Below are 17,458 nucleotides of genomic sequence, written 5' to 3'. Positions count from 1 at the left end.
GATAATCCTCAACCGCAGCCGGTCACACCCGATGGGAGGCCGGCCGGAGCACCAGCCAGCAATAGCCTGCCAGCACCAGGCACGCTGCTCCCGCGACCAGGTAGGGCAGCGAATGCTGCGCCTCGTACAACCCGACGCCGATGCTCGGCCCGAGCACGAAGCTGGCGCCGTTGACGCTCGTGACCTTCCCCGCGACCGATCCTTGCGCGTCGGGGCCGACCGCGAGGCTCGAGCCCGCAGTAAAGGCCGGGCGGGTGAAGCCGAACCCGACGCTGGCGAGCGCGTAGGCCGTCGCGATGCCGTAGAGCGAGGTGGCGAGCCCGGTCAGCGCGCATCCCGCCGCAGCGATCGCCAGCCCGACCAGCATCATCCAGCGCGGGGTCAGGTTGAGCAACGGGATCAGCCCCCATTGCACCAGTAGCGCCGCGCCCGCGCCCATCATCAGCACGATGCCGGTCGGCTGGAGCGCCTCGGTCGGCGGCAAATGCAGCCGGTCGATCACGAGGAACCCGATCGCCTGACCGGTCATCGCCTGAGCATGTCCAAAAACAAGGCCGGCGATCATCCAGGCTCGCACGCGTGGGTCGAGGAAGCCCACGGCTTCGCTGCGCAGCGCGGTGGCGGCGGTGATGCTGGCGCCCGACGACTGCCCGCCGATCGACGGATAGGCGTTGACCGCGCCATGGCTGCCGGGTTCCTCCAGCAATGCCTCGGTGCGGTCGTCGGGCAGCATGCGGCGGACGGTGACGAACATGCCCGCCCCGAACAAAGCGAACAGGAAAGCCGGGCCGGACAGCCCGATCGTCACCGCGCCGATGCCGCCGAGCAACAGATATGGCGCGATCGCCGGACCCAGGATCGTGCCGAGACCGAACGCCGAGCCGAGCAGGGTCAGCGCCTTGGTTCGTTCCTCGCGCGTCGTCCTCCCTGCGACGATCGCTTGCACCGCCGGCGGCGCGGCGGCGCCGAGCGTGCCGTAGATCAGGCGCCCGACGATGAAGAGCAGGAACGCCGCGGTCCCGCCGATCCAGCCGTTGATCCCGGCGAGCAGAAATGTGCCGCACAAGGTCAGGGAGACGGTGAAGCCACCCACGCCCAGCAGGATCATCGCGCGACGTCCCTGGCGATCCGATCGGGCCGCCCAGTACGGCGCCGCGAGCACCCACAACAGCGCGGAGACCGAGAAGGCGGCGGCGACGGCATTGTCGCGAACATGGAGCGAACGGCCGATCGCGGGGAGCACCGATTGCAACGCGGTATTGCCCGCGGCGATCGTCAGCATCACGGTGAACAGCAACGCGAAATCGCGGTCGAACCGCCGCGGCGCGATCACGGCTTTTGCCAGTCGTAGCTCCGCTCGACGCGGGCAACGTGGAGCGAATAGGATTTGTACCACACGCCCCGCCCGCGCTCGCGGATGGCGGCGTGTTCGGCATTCTTGCGCCACGCCACGGCCGCCGCCTCGTCGGCCCAATAGGAGACGGTGATTCCCCTCCCGTCACCGCCGCGCGCGCTGTCGATCCCGCGATAGCCGGGCTGGCACGCGGCCAGTGCCCCCATCGCCGCCGCCGCGGCCTCGTACCCGTCCGAATCGGTGCCGGTGACATCCGAAACGAAGATCACCGCGATTTCACCAGCCGGTCGCTGCACCATCCCGCGCCGATGAACCCGCGAAGGCCCCGGTGCAACCCGTTCACGCGATCCGGCTGCGTCCTAAAAGCTTGATCGAACGTTCGGGCTTTGCGACAGGGGCCGCTCGCCCCGCGCCCGCGCGCCGGAACAGCTAAGGAAGATCATGGCCAACCCCCGCCTAGCCCTCGACCATGAGGAGACGCGTGCGCGCAAGCTCCCTTCGCCGTGGGCGATGTTCCTGAGCGGGTTCCTCAAGCACCCGGTGATGGTCGGTTCGGTGATCGCGTCGTCGAAATCGCTGATCAACACGATGCTCAAGCGAGTCGACTGGCCGAACACCAAATTGTTCGTCGAATACGGTCCCGGAGTCGGCACCTACAGCCAGGCGATCCTCGACCGGCTGCCCGCGGACGGCACTTATATCGCGATCGATACCAACCCCGATTTCATCGATTACCTGCGCATCAAGTTCACCGATTCGCGCTTCATTCCGGTGCTCGGGTCGGCCGAGGACGTCGAGAAGATCATCGCCGACCACGGGTTTGAAAAGGCCGACTATATCCTGTCGGGGCTGCCCTTCTCCACGCTGCCCAAGGGCGTCGCGCCGCAAATCGCCGCCGCCACCCACCGCGCGCTCAAACCCGGCGGCGCGTTCCTGGTCTATCAATTCCGTCCCAAGGTGCGCGACTTCCTGACGCCGCACTGGTCGAAGATCGATTACAAGGTCGAATGGCGCGCGATTCCGCCGAGCCACAATTTCTGGGCGTGGAAAGACACAGGCGACGCTAACTGACGTCGTCGCGCGTCAGCTTCTCTCGGCCGAAATTGAGCCGCCGAGTCACGTTGTAATCGAGCACCGTCATCACGAAGAATGCCGCGGCTTGCTTGATCCGCGTCCACAGGCTCGTGCGCGCCTTGTAGAGCGTCGGGGTGATCGCTTCCGAATTGGCGATCTCGCCATCGACATAGCCCCTGGCATAGTCCGCGAACGCCTTGTCCTCGATTCTGAGCATCAGCTCGAGGTTTAGGAACAGGCTGCGGATGTCGTAATTGGCCGAGCCGACATAGACGATATCGTCGATCACGAAGAGCTTGGTATGGAGCTTGGTCGGCTGGTATTCGTAGATCCGGACGCGCTTCCTGAGAAGCCCCGCATAAGTGAAGCGCGACGCCCAGATCGCGGCACCGTGATCGTTCTTTGACGCCAGCACCAGCCGCACGGCGCCGCGTTGCCCGACCCGGTCTAGGCGGCGCAGCATGCCGGGGCTCGGCGCGAAATAAGCGCTGATCAGGTCGACGCGCATCGCCCGGTCGAGATCGGCACGCACCGACCGCGCCCATGGCGACGGATTGCGCGTCGGGCCGCCGAACAGCCAGCGAGTCTTGCCCGCCGGCTCGCTCCACTTGGACAGCAAGGCGCGCAGCGAGCGGAGCGGCGGATGCTCGCGCTTCGCCCAGGCATCGAGCGCGTCGAAATAGCCCGTCAAATGCGCCGCCGACGGGCCCTCGACATAGAAACCGAGATCGCGCCACCCCTGATCCTCGGCGGTGCCGAAATACGAATCCTGGATGTTGAACCCGCCGATGATCACGCGGCTCTCGTCGGCGAGCGCGAGCTTCTGGTGGTTGCGCAGCAGATAGCGCCGGCCCCAGCGCGGCACGAAGCGGCACACCGCCACGCCGGCTTCGTTGAGCGGATCGAAGAAATTGTGCGCCTGCGCATGCTCGCTGCCCAGCCCATCGACGATCAGCCGCACGTCGACTCCCCGCTTGGCGGCATCGATCAGCGCCTGGCGGACCTTCGCCCCCGCCTCGTCGTCGACATAGATGTAATAGAGCACGCGCAGCGACTGCTCGGCCCCGGCGATGAGGTCGAGCAACGCTTGCAACCGCTCGGGCCCCTCGGTGATCAGCCGCAGCGTATCGCCATCGACGGTGAAGCTGGGTTGCGCGGCCATTACCCCCTCATATCGCGAGCGTTACGGCCGCGGGCAAGCGCGCGATTTTCTTGACTCTCGGGCGCGCGTTGCCCTATGCGCCCCGACTTCCCATATTCCGGTTTTTGCGAAGGAAGCGTTTCATGGCGCGCGTCACCGTCGAGGATTGCGTCGACAAGATTTCCAACCGTTTCGACCTGGTGCTGTTCGCAGCCCAGCGCGCCCGCCAGATTTCGGGCGGAGCCGACCTCACCATCGACCGCGACCGCGACAAGAACCCGGTCGTCGCCTTGCGTGAGATCGCGGAGGAAACGGTGCGCCCCGATCACTTGCAGGAAGCGGTGATCAGCGGCATGCAGAAGGTCCAGGTCGACGACGACGACACGCCCGACGAGGTCGGCTCGCTGTCGCAATCGGCCGAAGCGCTCCGCCTGACCGCGGCGGCGCCGCCGCGGAACCAGAATCTGGGTGGGGATTATGATGGTTGAGGCCCGGAATTAGCGAAAGCTAATTCCGGAACTAGCCGAGACCACGGCCGGCGGCGAAGCCCGACCGACGACGCGGCTTTGCCGCGGCGCAGCGAGATAGAGAAGGGGCTCGCGAGCAATCGCGGGCCCTTCTTCGTAACCGCCCCTACCCAGCCGCACCCTCCAGCCCCACCGCTTCCGCCTCCGCCGCCGCGCGCCGAGCCTCGCCGCGCCGCCTCGCCCGCCGCGCGTAGAGAAACGACCACAAGGTCAGCGCGCCCATCGTGCCATAGCCGAGGATCGGATTGACGATCAGATATTCGCGCACGCTCAGCGTGAACACCAGCGCCACCGCCACCGTGACATCGGCGATCAGGCCGAACCCCCAGACCAACGTCATCACCGTCATCGTGCGGCGGAATGCGGCGTGGACCCGAAGTGCCTCGAACTCCTGCGCTTGGTCCTCCGACTTGCGGCGCATGCTCGCACGCGCCAGTTCGTAGACCAGCGGCTTGCCGATCAGCGCCGAGCCGAGGAACACTAGCCCGATCGCGCCGGTGACGAGCTTCTCGCGCAGCAGCAGGAACTGTGGCCCGCCGCCGCCGAGCATCGCCAGCAACGACAAAACGATTCCGCTCAGCACCAGCACCGACAGCGCATCGATCCGGCGGTGCCGCGCGAACTCGATCAGGCTCCACAGAGTCGGCGGTGCAGAGGAAGCGACCAGCGCCTTGACCTCACCGAGCGGCGCTTCCGCATACGTGTAGATCGCGTAGGGCAGGATGAAATTGACCAACGCCTCGACGAGGACGTGGCCGCCATTGTTGCGGAGCCAGGCGACAGCGCCGGCGATCCGCCCCGATTTCTCGTCCACGCGTGCCTCCGTTGGGAAGCGGCAGGATAGAGGCGAGCGCGCAAGCTGCAAGGGCACGCGTGAACGACCGGCGCGCCAAAGTTCACAAACTTCACGGTGTCGCGGCGCGGCCGATCGCGCTAAGCTTCACAGACATACCGGATCAAAAGCGTCTGCAGATGTACGGGCGCTCGCGACGTCGAGCTAGCGGCTCACGTCGGTGACGGCACCGTCGGCATACATCTTCTCCAGCGATGCTTTGGGCACGTTCAGATGATTCCCGCCGTAGTAGCTTTCGTCCGCCGTCTTGCCTTCACGCATATCGCGCTCAACCCCGCGCGAGTCGGTGTAATACGTGTTGCTGACTTCCAGCTCGACTTCGGTCGCGCTGACCTTCACCACGCGCATCGCGCCGAACATCACTGGCGCTTCAGGCTTCGTCACAAGCTTGGCGAGATTGGTTTCGTAGACATCGCCGATCCGTGGGGTCGCGATCTCGGTTTGATTGGCGGCTTTGTCGAACGCCATCGCCACCGATCCAGTGGCGATCAACGCACCGATACCGCCGGCGCCGATTGCCCAGCCCAGACGATCCCACTTCGAAATCGCGCCCTTCGTCTCGGGCGAATCGTAATCGCCTTCGTCCGCGCTGTGTTCCGCGCCACAATTGCCGCAAATCATGTACGGAACACGCTCCGTCACCCAGCGGAAGATCCAGTATATATGGCGAACCCGGTAAGCGACCATCTTCGTGAACCACGAGTCTTGGTCGCAGCGCAGACAGTGACGCAACCCCGCTGGGCCGACCTCCGAGATCGCGCCTCTTGAGCCCCAGGAAATGAAAAACATCGACGCCCCCTTTCGCTGCGGCTCCCCAGCCAAGCGATGACGATCCTGCCCGATCGATTTCAGGCGTCAAGCCCCTCCGGCCGCCCCTTGAACCCCTGCGCCACGACAAACCACTCTACCGAGCCCTTGCGGCTCGCCGGGGGCTTGGCGTGTTTCACACTCGCGAAATTCCGCTTCATCTCTGCCACCAGCGCCGAATCCGCGCCGCCGGCGAACACCTTCGACACGAACGTTCCGCCCGGCTGCAGTACGTCGATCGCGAACGCCAGCGCGGTCTCGACCAAGGCCATCGTGCGCAGCGCGTCGGTCTGCGGGTGGCCGACGGTGTTCGCCGCCATGTCCGACAACACCAGATCGGGCGCGCCGCCGAGTTCCTCGATCAGCCGCGCAGGTGCGGCGTCGGCGAGGAAGTCCATCTGCAGGATGGTGACGCCATCGATCGGATCGACGGGCAGCAAGTCGATGCCGACCACCGCCGCCTTGGGCGCCGCGCGGCGCACGACCTGGCTCCAGCCGCCGGGCGCGAGACCAAGGTCGACGACGCGCTTGGCCCCTTTGAGGAACCCGAACTTCTCGTCGAGCTCGATCAATTTATACGCAGCGCGGCTGCGATAGCCCTCGGCCTTGGCGCGCTTGACATAGGGGTCGTTGAGCTGGCGCTCGAGCCAGCGGGTCGATTGCGCGGTCCGCCGGCGCGCGGTTTTGACTCGCGTGCGGCCGCCGCCGGTTCCCCTCATGCCAAATCTCTCATGGCCGGTTCGCCCCCATCAAGCGGCGCAGGATGCCCTCGCGGATGCCGCGGTCGGCGACGCCAAGCCGCTCTGCGGGCCAGACGTCGAGGATCGCTTCGAGGATCGCGCAGCCCGCGACCACCAAGTCGGCGCGCTCGGTGCCGATGCACGGGAAGCGCGCGCGTTCGCCGAGCGACATGCCCGACAAGTCGCTGCTGATCCGGCGCATCGATTCGGCAGGCACGATCAGGCCGTCGACTTGCGCGCGATCGTAATGGTCGAGCTCGAGATAGACGCTGGCGAGTGTGGTGACGGTGCCCGAAGTGCCGAGCAAGCGCGGGCGCACCGGCGATGGCGGCAGCCGCTCGGCGAACGCGGCGAAGCTCTCCGCGGCGAGCGAACGCATCCGCGCATAGGCGGCGAGGCGCGCCGCCTCGTCGTCGCCGCCGCCGGCATGCTCGGTCAGCGACACCACCCCCCACGGCGCCGAATGCCAGTCGAGCACGCGCGGTTCGTCGCCGGCCATGTCGACCAGTACCAACTCGGTCGACCCGCCGCCGATGTCGAAGATCAGCGCCGGCCCGTCGCCGGGCTCGATCAGCGCATGGCAACCGAGCACCGCGAGCCGCGCTTCTTCCTCGGCGGAGATGATGTCGAGCCGGATGCCGGTCTCGCGATACGCGCGCTCGATGAAGTCGGCGCCATTGGCGGCGCGGCGGCACGCCTCGGTGGCGACCGACCGCGCGACGGTGACGTTGCGGCGGCGGAGCTTGTCGGCGCAGACGCGAAGGGCGGCGATGGTGCGGTCGATCGCGGCGTCGGACAGCTGCCCGGTCGCCGCCAGCCCCTCGCCGAGCCGGACGATCCGCGAAAAGGCGTCGATCACCGCGAACCCGGTCCCCGTGGGCCGCGCGATCAGCAGCCGGCAATTGTTGGTGCCGAGGTCGAGCGCGGCGTAATGCGGCGCGTCGTGCCAGCGCCTTTTGGGGCTGGGGGCCGGACGGGGCGGTACCGGGCCTTGCGGCGCGGCGCGGTCCCGGTGCGGCATCGTCGTGGGATCATCTCCCATGCCGTCGCTCTTTATATTCTTGCGGTCCGGCCCAAAGCCCTCCGCTGCTTGGGAGCAGGACTAGCGCATTCGGCCGGGCGCGACAAGGCGAAGGCCCGAACCGGCCGGGACGCGAACGGCCGCGCGCGAGCCCCTTGACCCGCTCGCCGCGCTTGCCCTAGAGCGCGCCGCCTAGCACGCGATCCTTGGTGCCCCGTCGTCTAAAGGTAAGACCACGGACTCTGACTCCGTTAATTGAGGTTCGAATCCTCACGGGGCATCCAGCGCTGTCGGCGTCCTTCGGCCGTTGCGCCCCCATTGCGACCATGCAAGACACCGGGGGTGAGGCAGATATTTTTTGGCACCGTCGCCTGCGCCGAACGCGCCCTGGCTTCGCTGTGACGGCGGTTTCGCCATTGTCGCTGCACACCCGCGTCGTGCAGGCGCCTGGCGTGCTGGCCGCCCCGGGGGAAGACGAGCTGCTGCTGATCCGGGAGGCGCTGAACGACTGCTTTGCGCTCCAGGGCAGCGGCGTCGCGATATGGGAAGCGGCAGCTCGGCCGGTCTGCGTCGGCGAAATTTGTGACGCCCTTCTGCTTCTCTATGCGGTCGATCGAGGCGCGTGCGAAAGCCAAGTGCTCAGCACCGTCGAAGCGCTGCTGGACCAAGGCCTTTTCGCTTGCGTGCCCTAGAACGGGGCCGACCCCTCGTTTCGGTGATCATGGCCGTTCACAACGGCACGAACTTCATCGACGAGACGATCGCTTCGGTCCTCGCGCAAAGCCACGAGGCGCTGGAGCTCTTGGTCGTCGACGACGGTTCCACCGATACGACGCGGGATCTGGTCCGGGGCTGGGCTCAGCGCGACCCGCGCGTAAAGCTCCTCAAGCGCGGCCATGCCGGTCAGGCGCTGGCGCTGAACGAGGGCATCGCAGAGGCGCAGGGCGCGTATCTCGCGCGGATCGACCATGACGACCTGTGGCATCGGGACCGGCTCGCCGCGCAGATCATCCATATGACCGAGAATAGCTTGGACGTCTGCGGCAGCTGGGTCCGCAGGTTCGGCGACGCGAGCGACGTGATACGCTTTCCGTGCGGGCATGAAGCCATACGATACGAGGCGCTGTTCACGTGTCCGATCCTCGATTCGGCCACCTTGTTTCGCGGGGAGGTGCTGCGCGAAAATCCTTATCCTCCTTCGGCAGTGGTCCGGACGGAGATGGTGCAGCTGCTGCATCTATTGCCCCGATACCGAACCGCCAACTTGCCGCGGATCCTCACCGATTACCGGATCCATCCCAGCCAGAAGACCAATCGGCTCGTCGCCCTTGCCGCCTACCGGCAGCGCCAGCTCCAGATGCAGCATCTTGCGCAGCTCGTGCCGCAGGCCGATGCGGACGAGCGATCCCTCTTTGACCTCGCGGTCGGCAACGCCCCACTTGGACAGGACGAGCTCGAACGGATCGCCGACCTTTTCGTGCGGCGGCTGCGGTCGCCGGACAGGGAGGCGCGTGAAAGGGTGGTTCTCCATTGGCGGCGGCTGGTGTCGCGCAGTGCCGACGCGGAGGCTGCGCAGGCGTTGCGCGATCGGCTGGACATGGACTTCTTGGCATGACGGTCGCGCTAGGTTACGTACGTTTGAAACGAGTTGCTGCTGAATCCTCTGACGGAGAAGATCATGGACGGTAATTCCGAGAAAACTCCGCAAGGACCAGCCCAACCGGCGGATGGCCGCAGGCCGTGGGTGGAACCGAAGCTGTCGAAGTTGGATATGAGCGCAACCGAGCAAGGTCCGTTTTACCTTCCGGACAATGCCTTCGGCTCCTGAGGGGCAGCGTTCAACCACCGGGCGGCTCGCGGATCGCCTCCTCCAGGGTGTGCGGGTCAGTTGCGGCCGGTGGCCTTGCGTAAGAAATGCCCAGCCGAGACGCCGCGCAACAGCGCGAGGCGGTATCGGCCCTGATTGCCGCCGACGTTCCAATCGGTTTCCGGCCAGTCAGCGGCAAGACGGCTCAGCATCTGAGTGTCGATCAGCCCCTCGGCTTCCGCGAGCTGGGAGATGCGGTCGACCTCATCGCAAAGTGCCTCACGCCCCGCGACTAGCCCGTGATGCCAGTCCACCGCCTGCAAGCCTTTTCTGGTCTCGTCGATCACTGCCGGCGGGAGTCGATCGGCGAACGCGTCGCGAGCGAGACCGCGCGCGCGGTCTCCCGCCAAAAAGGCATCCAACGGGATCGAAAGGCAGAGCTCGACCAGATCGCGGTCGCCGGTCGGATCGCGAACATCGACCCCCCATTCCGCCAAATACCCCTTTTGGTAAGGTCCCGGGTCAAATCGTCCGATGGTCCAGAGCCGCGCCGCAACCGGATCGCGGCGTAAGCGATCCGAAAAATCGCGTCCCACCGCGCGGGCGTCACCACGAACCCGCTCGGCCGCTGATGGATCGATCGCGCTATAGTCGCTGATCGTCGTGCGGCGTCCGCGCAATCGATCGACCGCAGTCCGCAGCCAGGCGGGAAGCAAAGGTCCGAGCGCGTGCGATGCGGTGCTCCGAAGCGGCATGCCGGTGCGCCGCAGGCGGAGCATCAGGCGGCAAAGCCGGATGAGTCTGCCACCGGCGAGCAGCTCGGGAAGCCGCTCGAGTCCAGAATAGCTGAAGCTGGTATTCCCGAACTGGCCGGTCAAAAGCACGGAGATCCCGCGTCCCTTGACGGCGTCCATGATGGCATCCGACCACACGGCGTTGCACAGGTTGAGCAGCGGCCGTTCGTAGATGAAGAAGTGGCGGTCGATCCGTTCGACCGGAGAGCGGTGGCCGCTCCGGATCAGAATGTGCTCGAGATTGGGGTGGAGCGCGGCAACCGCCGCCGCGTGATCGCCTTCGTCGCCGAAGCGGCCGGGGCCGAGACGCCCATCATAGCCGGCACGCGGCACGGCCGTGAACGCCACCACCCGACCATCGGGAGCCAACAGCCGAGCCGCCGTCGCGGCGACGGCACTGCTGTCGAGGCCCCCGCTCAGATGGCTGGCAACCCGGCCATTCACCCCTCGCAGCCGCGCGACAGTTGCCTTCTCAAGCTGCGCTCGGACCGCGCTCGCATATCCCTCGCGACTCAGCGCCAGCGAGCGCGGAGCCGGATTCCAATAGCGCTGCAGCGAAACGCTCTCTGGCGTGACGATGCAGACGCTCGCGGGCGGGACTCGCTCGATGTCCTGGAAGAATGTCCGCGTTCCCGATTCCGGCATCACCGCCAGAAACCCGGCCACGGCCTCCGCGTCAGGCCCGAGCGGGACTTCGCTCAGCGCATGGAGACCTTTTGGCATGCTGGCGAAGGCGAAGAAGCCATTGCCACGGTGAAAATGGAGCGGCCTGCCGCCGAAAAAGTCTCGGGCGAGGACGAGCCGCTGCTCGGCCGAGTCCCACCAAGCGAAGGCGAAGTCGCCGCGCAGGCGATCGACGCACTCGACGCCCCAGCGCTCCAGGGACTGCATGATCAGCGCGCTTTCGGGCAGACGTTGCGCTTCTTCCGCTCCGATGCCGAGCGCGGCGCAAAGGTCTTGGCGATTGTCCAGGCGCGCATCGGCGACGAGGAGCGAGGAACGGCCATGGCCACGGGCGGGGCCCTGGTCGAAGCGATCCTCCGGCAGCAGGCGGAAGAGCCGCCGGCCGATGGCCGCACCATCGTCTCGGCACACGACGGGACGATCGGAAGGGGCATAGATTTGCTGCGCCTTGAGCATCCGCTCGCAAGCGGCGGCCGGGTCCCCCGAGCCGTCCAGTGCCCAGAAGCCGGCGAGTGCAGTCATCAAACCTCACTCGTCCATGAAGCCCCAGATAACGGCTACAGCTATCGCTCCGGAAGTCCAGAGCCATGCCGGTGGGCCATTAGCTCCCCTGCCGCACCGCCGATCAGGCGAAGATGTCGCTCAGCGTTTCGCCAGTCGGGCCTTCCTTCCAGTCGCGCAGCTCTACGTAAAGGGCCGTCGGGAGCGCCGAGGTGAACACGCTCACCAGCGTCGTGACCACGCCATTGACGATGAAGAACGCCACCGGGAGCCCGCTTTGCAGCGCGCGCGCGAAGCCCTGAAGGCCGTAGATCGCCATCACCGCCGCGCTCGCGACCATCGTCGCCGCGAGCATGATTGCCCAGACGATCACGAACAGCGCGAAGATCGTGCCGCGCGCGCCCTTGGTCAGCTCGCCGCTGCGACCCAGCGACTCGATCACGCCGCGGCGTTCGACCACGGTCACCGGCACCGCGACCGACCAGACGAGATACAGGATCACGCCGGGCACGATCAGCAGCGCGAAGCCCAGGATGAGGCCGAGGCCCATGACGATCGCCAACCCCAGGAGCGGCAGGGCGCGACGCAAGCCGGTCGACAGGCATTCCCCCAAGGTCGCGCGATGCCCCTCCGCCGCGGTCATCGTCGCGCGCACCAGCCCGCCCTGGACGATCAGGCCGAGCACCATGTTTGCGAGCAGGCCGAGGATCATCACGATGTAATAATCGCGCTGGCGGACCAGCCCCGCCCGCATCGGCCCCTCGAGCGTCTGCTGATAATAGCTGATCACGGTTTGCGGGAGCGCGCCGATCACGAAGGCGATCAACAGCATTACCGCGGGATTGCTGCCGATCGCGCCGAACGTTCGCGAAAAGATGCGGCCGATCGATACCGTCCGCCCGGTCTCGCTATATCCCGATGCCATGCCCGTCCCCTTTGACCGAACCTATCGTGGGACGGTGGTTCGCCTCTGTCCAGAACAACTTAGCGGTGTCAGCGGCCGACGCTTGGCAGATCGAGCCCGGACGCGCGCGCGCAATCGATCGCGCTGTCGTAACCAGCATCGGCATGCCGCATGACGCCCGATGCCGGGTCGTTCCACAAGACGCGCTCGATCCGCGCCGCCGCTTCGGGCGTTCCGTCGGCGACGATGACCATGCCGGCATGCTGCGAAAAGCCCATGCCGACGCCACCGCCATGGTGGAGCGACACCCAGGTGGCGCCGCTCGCGGTGTTAAGCAATGCGTTGAGCAGCGGCCAGTCGGACACTGCATCCGAGCCGTCGCGCATCGCCTCGGTCTCGCGGTTGGGGCTGGCGACCGATCCGCTGTCGAGATGGTCGCGACCGATCACCACCGGCGCCTTCAATTCGCCGCTGGCGACCATATCGTTGAACGCGAGCCCAAGCCGATGGCGATCGCCCAGGCCAACCCAGCAAATCCGCGCCGGCAGTCCCTGGAACTGGATCCGCTCGCGCGCCATGTCGAGCCAGCGATGAAGCGGCGCGTTGTCGGGCAGCAGTTCCTTCACCTTGGCATCGGTGCGATAGATGTCCTCGGGATCGCCCGACAGCGCCACCCAGCGGAACGGTCCGATCCCCCGGCAGAACAGCGGGCGGATGTACGCGGGCACGAACCCCGGGAAATCGAACGCGTTGGCGACGCCCTCGTCCTTGGCGACTTGGCGGATGTTGTTGCCGTAATCGACCGTCGGCACGCCGGCCTTCTGGAAATCGAGCATCGCGCGGACGTGGACCGCCATCGACGCCTTGGCCGCCTTCGCCACGCCCTCGGGGTCACGCTCACGGCCCTCGAACCATTGATCGAGTGTCCAGCCCAGCGGGAGATAACCGTTGGCGGGATCGTGCGCCGAGGTTTGGTCGGTCAGCAAATCGGGGCGGATGCCGCTGCGGAACATCTCGGGCAGCAATTCGGCGGCGTTGCCTGTCAGCCCGACCGATACTGCCTTGCCCGCGGCCTTGGCGCTGTCGAGGATGTCCATTGCCTGCTCGATCGTGTCGGCGCGATGATCGAGATAGCCGGTCGCCAGCCGCATCTCGATCCGGCTCGGCTGGCATTCGATCGCGAGGCACGACGCACCCGCCATCACCGCCGCGAGCGGCTGCGCGCCACCCATTCCGCCGAGGCCCGCGGTGAGCAGCCAGCGGCCCGCGAGGCTACCGCCATAATGCTGGCGGCCCATCTCGACGAAGGTCTCGTAGGTCCCCTGAACGATGCCCTGGCTGCCGATATAGATCCACGATCCGGCGGTCATCTGGCCGTACATCATCAACCCAGCGCGATCGAGTTCGGCGAAATGCTCCCAGGTCGCCCAGTGCGGTACGAGGTTCGAGTTGGCGAGCAGCACGCGCGGCGCGTTCTCGTGGGTGCGGAACACCCCGACCGGCTTGCCCGACTGGATCAGCAGCGTCTCGTCGCCTTCGAGCCGGCGCAACGTCTCGACAATGCGGTCGTAGCTTTCCCAGTCGCGCGCGGCGCGGCCGATCCCGCCATAGACGACCAGTTCGTGCGGGTTTTCCGCGACGCGCGCGTCGAGATTGTTCATCAGCATGCGTAGCGGCGCTTCGGTCAGCCAGGACTTGGCCGAAAGATCGGTGCCGGTCGGCGCCGCAATGTGACGTTGATTGTCGATACGGGTCATGCGGAGTCCTTGGCGAACGCGAGTGCTGCCGCAAGCACGCGCGCGAGGTCGGCGCGCAGTGGGGCGGCATGGTCGGGATCCCAGGCGGGCGGCCAATTACTCTCGTCGGGCTCGCCCTGCGGCTCGTCGAGATAAGCGCGCATCGCGATTTCCATCTGGATCGCGTGGACCGCGGTCTCGGGGCGGCCATAGTGCCGCGTGGTCCAGCCGCCGCGGAAGCGGCCGTTGAGCACGTAGCTGCGGCCGGCGCATGCCGCGACCACCGCGTCGCTCAACGCCGCGTCGCAAGTCGCGCCGTTATCCGTACCGATATTGAGTTCGGGCAGCTCGCCATCGAACAGGCGCGGGATGTTGCTGCGAATCGAATGGCAATCGTAGATCACGACGCGCGGATGGAGCGTTCGCAGGCGAGCGATCTCCGCTTCGATCGCGGCGTGGTAGGGCGCAAACCAGGCCTCTCTCCGCTCCGCCACGTCGGGCGTGGCGCCGTCGCGATAGAGCGGTTCGCCGTCGAACGTCTCGGTCGGGCAAAGTCCCGTGGTGGCCTGCCCAGGGTAGAGCGAGGCACCCGACGGATCACGGTTGCAGTCGATCACGCTGCGCGACACGTCGGTCCAGATCATCGTCGCGTCGGCGAGCCCGTCATAGAGCGCACGGATGTGCCAGTCGGCATCGCGGATTGCCCACCAGTGCGAGCGGAAGCTTGGGAGAAGCGAGTCGGGGATTTCGGTCCCGCCGTGGGGGAAGGCGAGGATCAGCGGCGTGTCGCGCGGTTCGACGTGGAGCCAGGTCATGGCGCCACCCCCGGCAACTCACCCACCGCGACCAAAAACCGCTTCGACCGCACCAGCTCGGTCGCCACCGCGATATCGGGTGCCATGTGGCGATCCTTGGTCAGCGTCGGCACGCGCTCCCGCAACAGCCGGCGGGCATGCTCGACCGGCTCGCTCGACAGCAACGGCGCGTGGAAATCGCAGCCTTGCGCGGCCGCAAGCAACTCGATCCCGAGCACCGCATCGACATTCGCGGCCATTTCGATCAGCCGCCGGCTCCCGTGCGCCGCCATCGACACGTGATCCTCCTGATTGGCCGAGGTCGGAATCGAATCGACGCTGGCCGGCGTAGCGCGCTGCTTATTCTCCGAAACCAAGGCGGCGGCGGTCACTTGCGGGATCATGAAGCCGGAATTGAGCCCGGGTCTGGGCGTCAGGAACGCGGGCAGCCCCGACAGCGCCGGGTCGACCAGCATCGCGATGCGGCGCTCGGCGAGGCTGCCGATCTCGCACAAGGCCAGCGCGATCATGTCGGCGGCGAAGGCGACCGGCTCGGCGTGGAAATTGCCGCCCGACAGCGCTTCGTCGGTTTCCGGGAAGATCAGCGGATTGTCGGACACGCCGTTGGCTTCGGTGACCAGCGTCTCGCCGGCTTGCCGCAACAGCGTTAGCACCGCGCCCATCACCTGCGGCTGGCAGCGCAGGCAATAGGGGTCCTGAACTCGGGCATCGCTCTCGCGATGCGACGCGCGGATCGCCGATCCTTCCATCATTCGGCGCAGCGCTTCGGCGGTTTCGATCTGCCCGCGATGGCCGCGCAGCGCGTGGATACGGGGATCGAAAGGCGCGTCCGATCCCTTGGCTGCTTCGGTCGACAGGATGCCGGTGACGAGCGCCACCCGATACAGCTGCTCGGCTTCGAACAACGCGGCCAACGCATAAGCGGTCGAAAATTGCGTGCCGTTGAGCAACGCGAGCCCTTCCTTCGGCCCAAGCTCGAGCGGCGCGAGCCCGGCTTCGGCCAGCGCGTCGGCAGCAGGCATCCGCTCCTCGCCGACAAAGATCTCCCCGACCCCGATCATCGCCGCGGTCATGTGCGCGAGCGGGGCGAGATCGCCCGACGCGCCGACCGATCCTTGCGCGGGCACTACCGGCATCAGCCCCTTGGCCAGCATCGCCTCGAGCAGCTCGACCGTCGCCGGCGCCACGCCCGACGCGCCGCGCGCCAGGCTCGCGAGCTTGAGCGCCATCATCAGCCGCGCGATCGGCATGGGCATCGGATCGCCGACGCCCGCGGCATGGCTCAGCACGATGTTGCGCTGGAGCGTCGCCAGATCCTCGTCGCCGATCCGGACGCTGGCGAGCTTCCCGAAGCCGGTGTTGATGCCATAGACCGGCTCGTGCCGCGCGAGGATGCGCGCCACCGCGGCCGCGCTCTCGGCGATCGCCGGGCGGCAGGCAGGGTCGAGCGTCGGCACCGCGCCTTCGTAGATCGCCTGCCACGCAGCGTAGCGGACGGCGCCGGGAGTCAGCAGCATGCGCCGTCCTTCACCCTGGCGTGGAGCGGATTGAAGCCGATCCGGTAAACCAATTCGGCCGGGTCGGAGACGTCCCAGATCGCGAGATCGCACGCCTTGCCGGCCTCGAGCGTGCCGATCTCCTGGACAAGCCCGAGCGCGCGGGCGGCGTTGACCGTCACGCCGCGCAGCGCCTCGCCCACGGTCAGCCGGAACAGCGTCGCCGCCATGTTGAGCATCAACAGCAGGGACGTGGTCGGCGAGGTGCCGGGGTTGCAGTCGGTCGCGATCGCGATCGGCACGCCGTGCGCGCGGAACAGGTCGACCGGCGGCAGCTTGGTCTCGCGCATGAAATAGAAAGCGCCGGGCAGGAGCACCGCGACCGTTCCCGCCGCCGCCATGGCGACGATGTCGGACTCGTCGGCATATTCGAGATGATCCGCCGATAACGCGCCGTGGCGCGCGGCAAGGCTCGCGCCGTGGAGCGCGGACAATTGCTCGGCGTGGAGCTTGACCGGCATCCCGGCGTCGCGTGCGGCGGCGAGCACGCGATCGGTTTGCGCGGGCGAAAAGCCGATTCCTTCGCAGAACGCGTCGACGGCATCGGCGAGGCCGCGTGCGGCGGGGATCATCTCGTCAGTGACGAGTGAGACGTAATCGTCGCCGCGCGAGGCATATTCGGGGGGCAGAGCGTGCGCGCCGAGCAAAGTGGTCGCGACGCGCACCTGGCGCTCGCGCTCTAGTGCGCGGGCTGCGCGGAGCATCTTGAGTTCGTCCTCGACGGTGAGGCCATATCCCGACTTGATCTCGATCGTCGTCACGCCCTCGGCGAGCAATGCGTCGAGCCGCGGCAGCGCGATCTCGACCAAATCCGCCTCGCTCGCCGTACGAGTCGCGCGCATCGTCGACACGATGCCGCCGCCGGCGCGGGCGATATCCTCGTACGACGCGCCTTCGAGCCGCTGCGCCCATTCGCCCGAGCGGTCGCCGGCATGGACGAGATGGGTATGGCAATCGATCAGCCCGGGGGTGATCCAGCGGCCGCCGCAATCGATCACTTCGCCCACCGGCTGCGGCGAATCCGCCGTTGCGCCTGCATACGCGATCCGGCCGTCGCGACACACCACGATGCCGTCCTCGACGATGCCCAGACCGTCGCCGGCCATCGTCGCGAGTCGGGCATTGGTCCAGGTCCGCTCCATGC

At 67.0% G+C, this 17,458-nt stretch carries 17 protein-coding genes and 1 tRNA gene; 5 read left to right on the top strand and 13 right to left on the bottom strand.

Annotation, left to right across the window (positions count from 1 at the left end):
• Positions 1 to 22: 22 nt before the first annotated feature.
• Together VH326_RS11915 and VH326_RS11910 are read right to left on the bottom strand one after the other, a co-directional pair.
• Positions 23 to 1,282 carry an MFS transporter gene (locus tag VH326_RS11915; protein WP_329632088.1) on the bottom strand — a complete coding sequence of 420 codons (1,260 nt, stop codon included), beginning with the start codon at positions 1,280 to 1,282 and terminating at the stop codon, positions 23 to 25.
• 47 nt (positions 1,283 to 1,329) lie between these two features.
• Positions 1,330 to 1,653, bottom strand: a complete 324-nt coding sequence (locus VH326_RS11910; RefSeq protein WP_329632039.1) for an antibiotic biosynthesis monooxygenase — start codon at positions 1,651 to 1,653, stop codon at positions 1,330 to 1,332.
• Between the two features lie 142 nt (positions 1,654 to 1,795).
• Here VH326_RS11910 and VH326_RS11905 point away from each other — a divergent pair, with 142 nt between their 5' ends.
• Positions 1,796 to 2,425, top strand: coding sequence for a class I SAM-dependent methyltransferase (locus VH326_RS11905; protein WP_329632038.1), 630 nt, complete (start codon positions 1,796 to 1,798; stop codon positions 2,423 to 2,425).
• On the opposite strand, the gene VH326_RS11900 is transcribed toward VH326_RS11905, so the two are convergent.
• Entirely contained in the window at positions 2,418 to 3,590 is a 1,173-nt protein-coding gene (locus VH326_RS11900) for a phosphatidylserine/phosphatidylglycerophosphate/cardiolipin synthase family protein (protein WP_329632037.1), read from the bottom strand. The genes VH326_RS11905 and VH326_RS11900 overlap by 8 nt on opposite strands.
• Positions 3,591 to 3,712: 122 nt before the next feature.
• On the opposite strand from VH326_RS11900, the gene rpoZ reads away from it, so the two are divergent.
• Positions 3,713 to 4,057 carry a DNA-directed RNA polymerase subunit omega gene (rpoZ, locus tag VH326_RS11895; protein ID WP_329632036.1) on the top strand — a complete coding sequence of 115 codons (345 nt, stop codon included), beginning with the start codon at positions 3,713 to 3,715 and terminating at the stop codon, positions 4,055 to 4,057.
• A 145-nt stretch (positions 4,058 to 4,202) separates the two neighbouring features.
• Here the strand turns inward: rpoZ and VH326_RS11890 are convergent, their stop codons facing one another.
• The 4 genes from VH326_RS11890 to VH326_RS11875 all read right to left on the bottom strand — a co-directional run bounded on the left by VH326_RS11890 (position 4,203) and on the right by VH326_RS11875 (position 7,517).
• Complete coding sequence (locus VH326_RS11890) at positions 4,203 to 4,910, bottom strand: VC0807 family protein (RefSeq protein ID WP_329632035.1); 708 nt, start codon at positions 4,908 to 4,910, stop codon at positions 4,203 to 4,205.
• A 183-nt stretch (positions 4,911 to 5,093) separates the two neighbouring features.
• A complete protein-coding gene (locus VH326_RS11885) occupies positions 5,094 to 5,738 on the bottom strand; it encodes a hypothetical protein (RefSeq protein ID WP_329632034.1) in 645 nt (214 codons plus the stop codon).
• 59 nt (positions 5,739 to 5,797) lie between these two features.
• Positions 5,798 to 6,475, bottom strand: a complete 678-nt coding sequence (locus VH326_RS11880; protein WP_329632033.1) for an RlmE family RNA methyltransferase — start codon at positions 6,473 to 6,475, stop codon at positions 5,798 to 5,800.
• 10 nt (positions 6,476 to 6,485) lie between these two features.
• Positions 6,486 to 7,517, bottom strand: a complete 1,032-nt coding sequence (locus VH326_RS11875) for a Ppx/GppA phosphatase family protein (RefSeq protein WP_329632087.1) — start codon at positions 7,515 to 7,517, stop codon at positions 6,486 to 6,488.
• A gap of 210 nt (positions 7,518 to 7,727) precedes the next feature.
• Between VH326_RS11875 and VH326_RS11870 the strand changes: the two genes are divergently transcribed.
• From VH326_RS11870 to VH326_RS11860, 3 genes are all read left to right on the top strand, one after another.
• Positions 7,728 to 7,801 (top strand) — tRNA-Gln (locus VH326_RS11870).
• Between the two features lie 42 nt (positions 7,802 to 7,843).
• Complete coding sequence (locus VH326_RS11865; protein ID WP_329632032.1) at positions 7,844 to 8,209, top strand: PqqD family peptide modification chaperone; 366 nt, start codon at positions 7,844 to 7,846, stop codon at positions 8,207 to 8,209.
• Between the two features lie 29 nt (positions 8,210 to 8,238).
• The gene (locus VH326_RS11860; RefSeq protein ID WP_329632086.1) at positions 8,239 to 9,132 is read left to right on the top strand and encodes a glycosyltransferase family 2 protein; all 894 of its coding nucleotides are present in this window, start codon (positions 8,239 to 8,241) and stop codon (positions 9,130 to 9,132) included.
• A gap of 269 nt (positions 9,133 to 9,401) precedes the next feature.
• Here VH326_RS11860 and VH326_RS11855 read toward each other — a convergent pair whose 3' ends face one another.
• From VH326_RS11855 to hutI, 6 genes are all read right to left on the bottom strand, one after another.
• Positions 9,402 to 11,324 (bottom strand): asparagine synthetase B family protein, encoded by a 1,923-nt coding sequence (locus tag VH326_RS11855; protein WP_329632031.1) that lies wholly within the window; start codon positions 11,322 to 11,324, stop codon positions 9,402 to 9,404.
• 103 nt (positions 11,325 to 11,427) lie between these two features.
• Positions 11,428 to 12,228, bottom strand: a complete 801-nt coding sequence (locus VH326_RS11850) for a hypothetical protein (protein ID WP_329632030.1) — start codon at positions 12,226 to 12,228, stop codon at positions 11,428 to 11,430.
• A 68-nt stretch (positions 12,229 to 12,296) separates the two neighbouring features.
• Positions 12,297 to 13,964 carry a urocanate hydratase gene (gene hutU, locus VH326_RS11845; protein ID WP_329632029.1) on the bottom strand — a complete coding sequence of 556 codons (1,668 nt, stop codon included), beginning with the start codon at positions 13,962 to 13,964 and terminating at the stop codon, positions 12,297 to 12,299.
• The gene (gene hutG / locus VH326_RS11840) at positions 13,961 to 14,758 is read right to left on the bottom strand and encodes an N-formylglutamate deformylase (protein ID WP_329632028.1); all 798 of its coding nucleotides are present in this window, start codon (positions 14,756 to 14,758) and stop codon (positions 13,961 to 13,963) included. Before hutG ends, hutU begins: the two co-directional genes overlap by 4 nt.
• Positions 14,755 to 16,275, bottom strand: coding sequence for a histidine ammonia-lyase (gene hutH, locus VH326_RS11835; protein WP_329632027.1), 1,521 nt, complete (start codon positions 16,273 to 16,275; stop codon positions 14,755 to 14,757). The genes hutG and hutH overlap by 4 nt, the downstream gene beginning before the upstream one ends.
• Positions 16,266 to 17,456, bottom strand: a complete 1,191-nt coding sequence (gene hutI, locus VH326_RS11830; protein WP_329632026.1) for an imidazolonepropionase — start codon at positions 17,454 to 17,456, stop codon at positions 16,266 to 16,268. The genes hutH and hutI overlap by 10 nt, the downstream gene beginning before the upstream one ends.
• Positions 17,457 to 17,458: the final 2 nt, after the last annotated feature.

This window comes from Sphingomonas sp., from assembly GCF_036269755.1.
GTDB lineage: Bacteria > Pseudomonadota > Alphaproteobacteria > Sphingomonadales > Sphingomonadaceae > Sphingomonas.
Note: the sequence above shows the minus strand (reverse complement) of the source record. Positions and strands in the feature narration are given on the sequence as shown.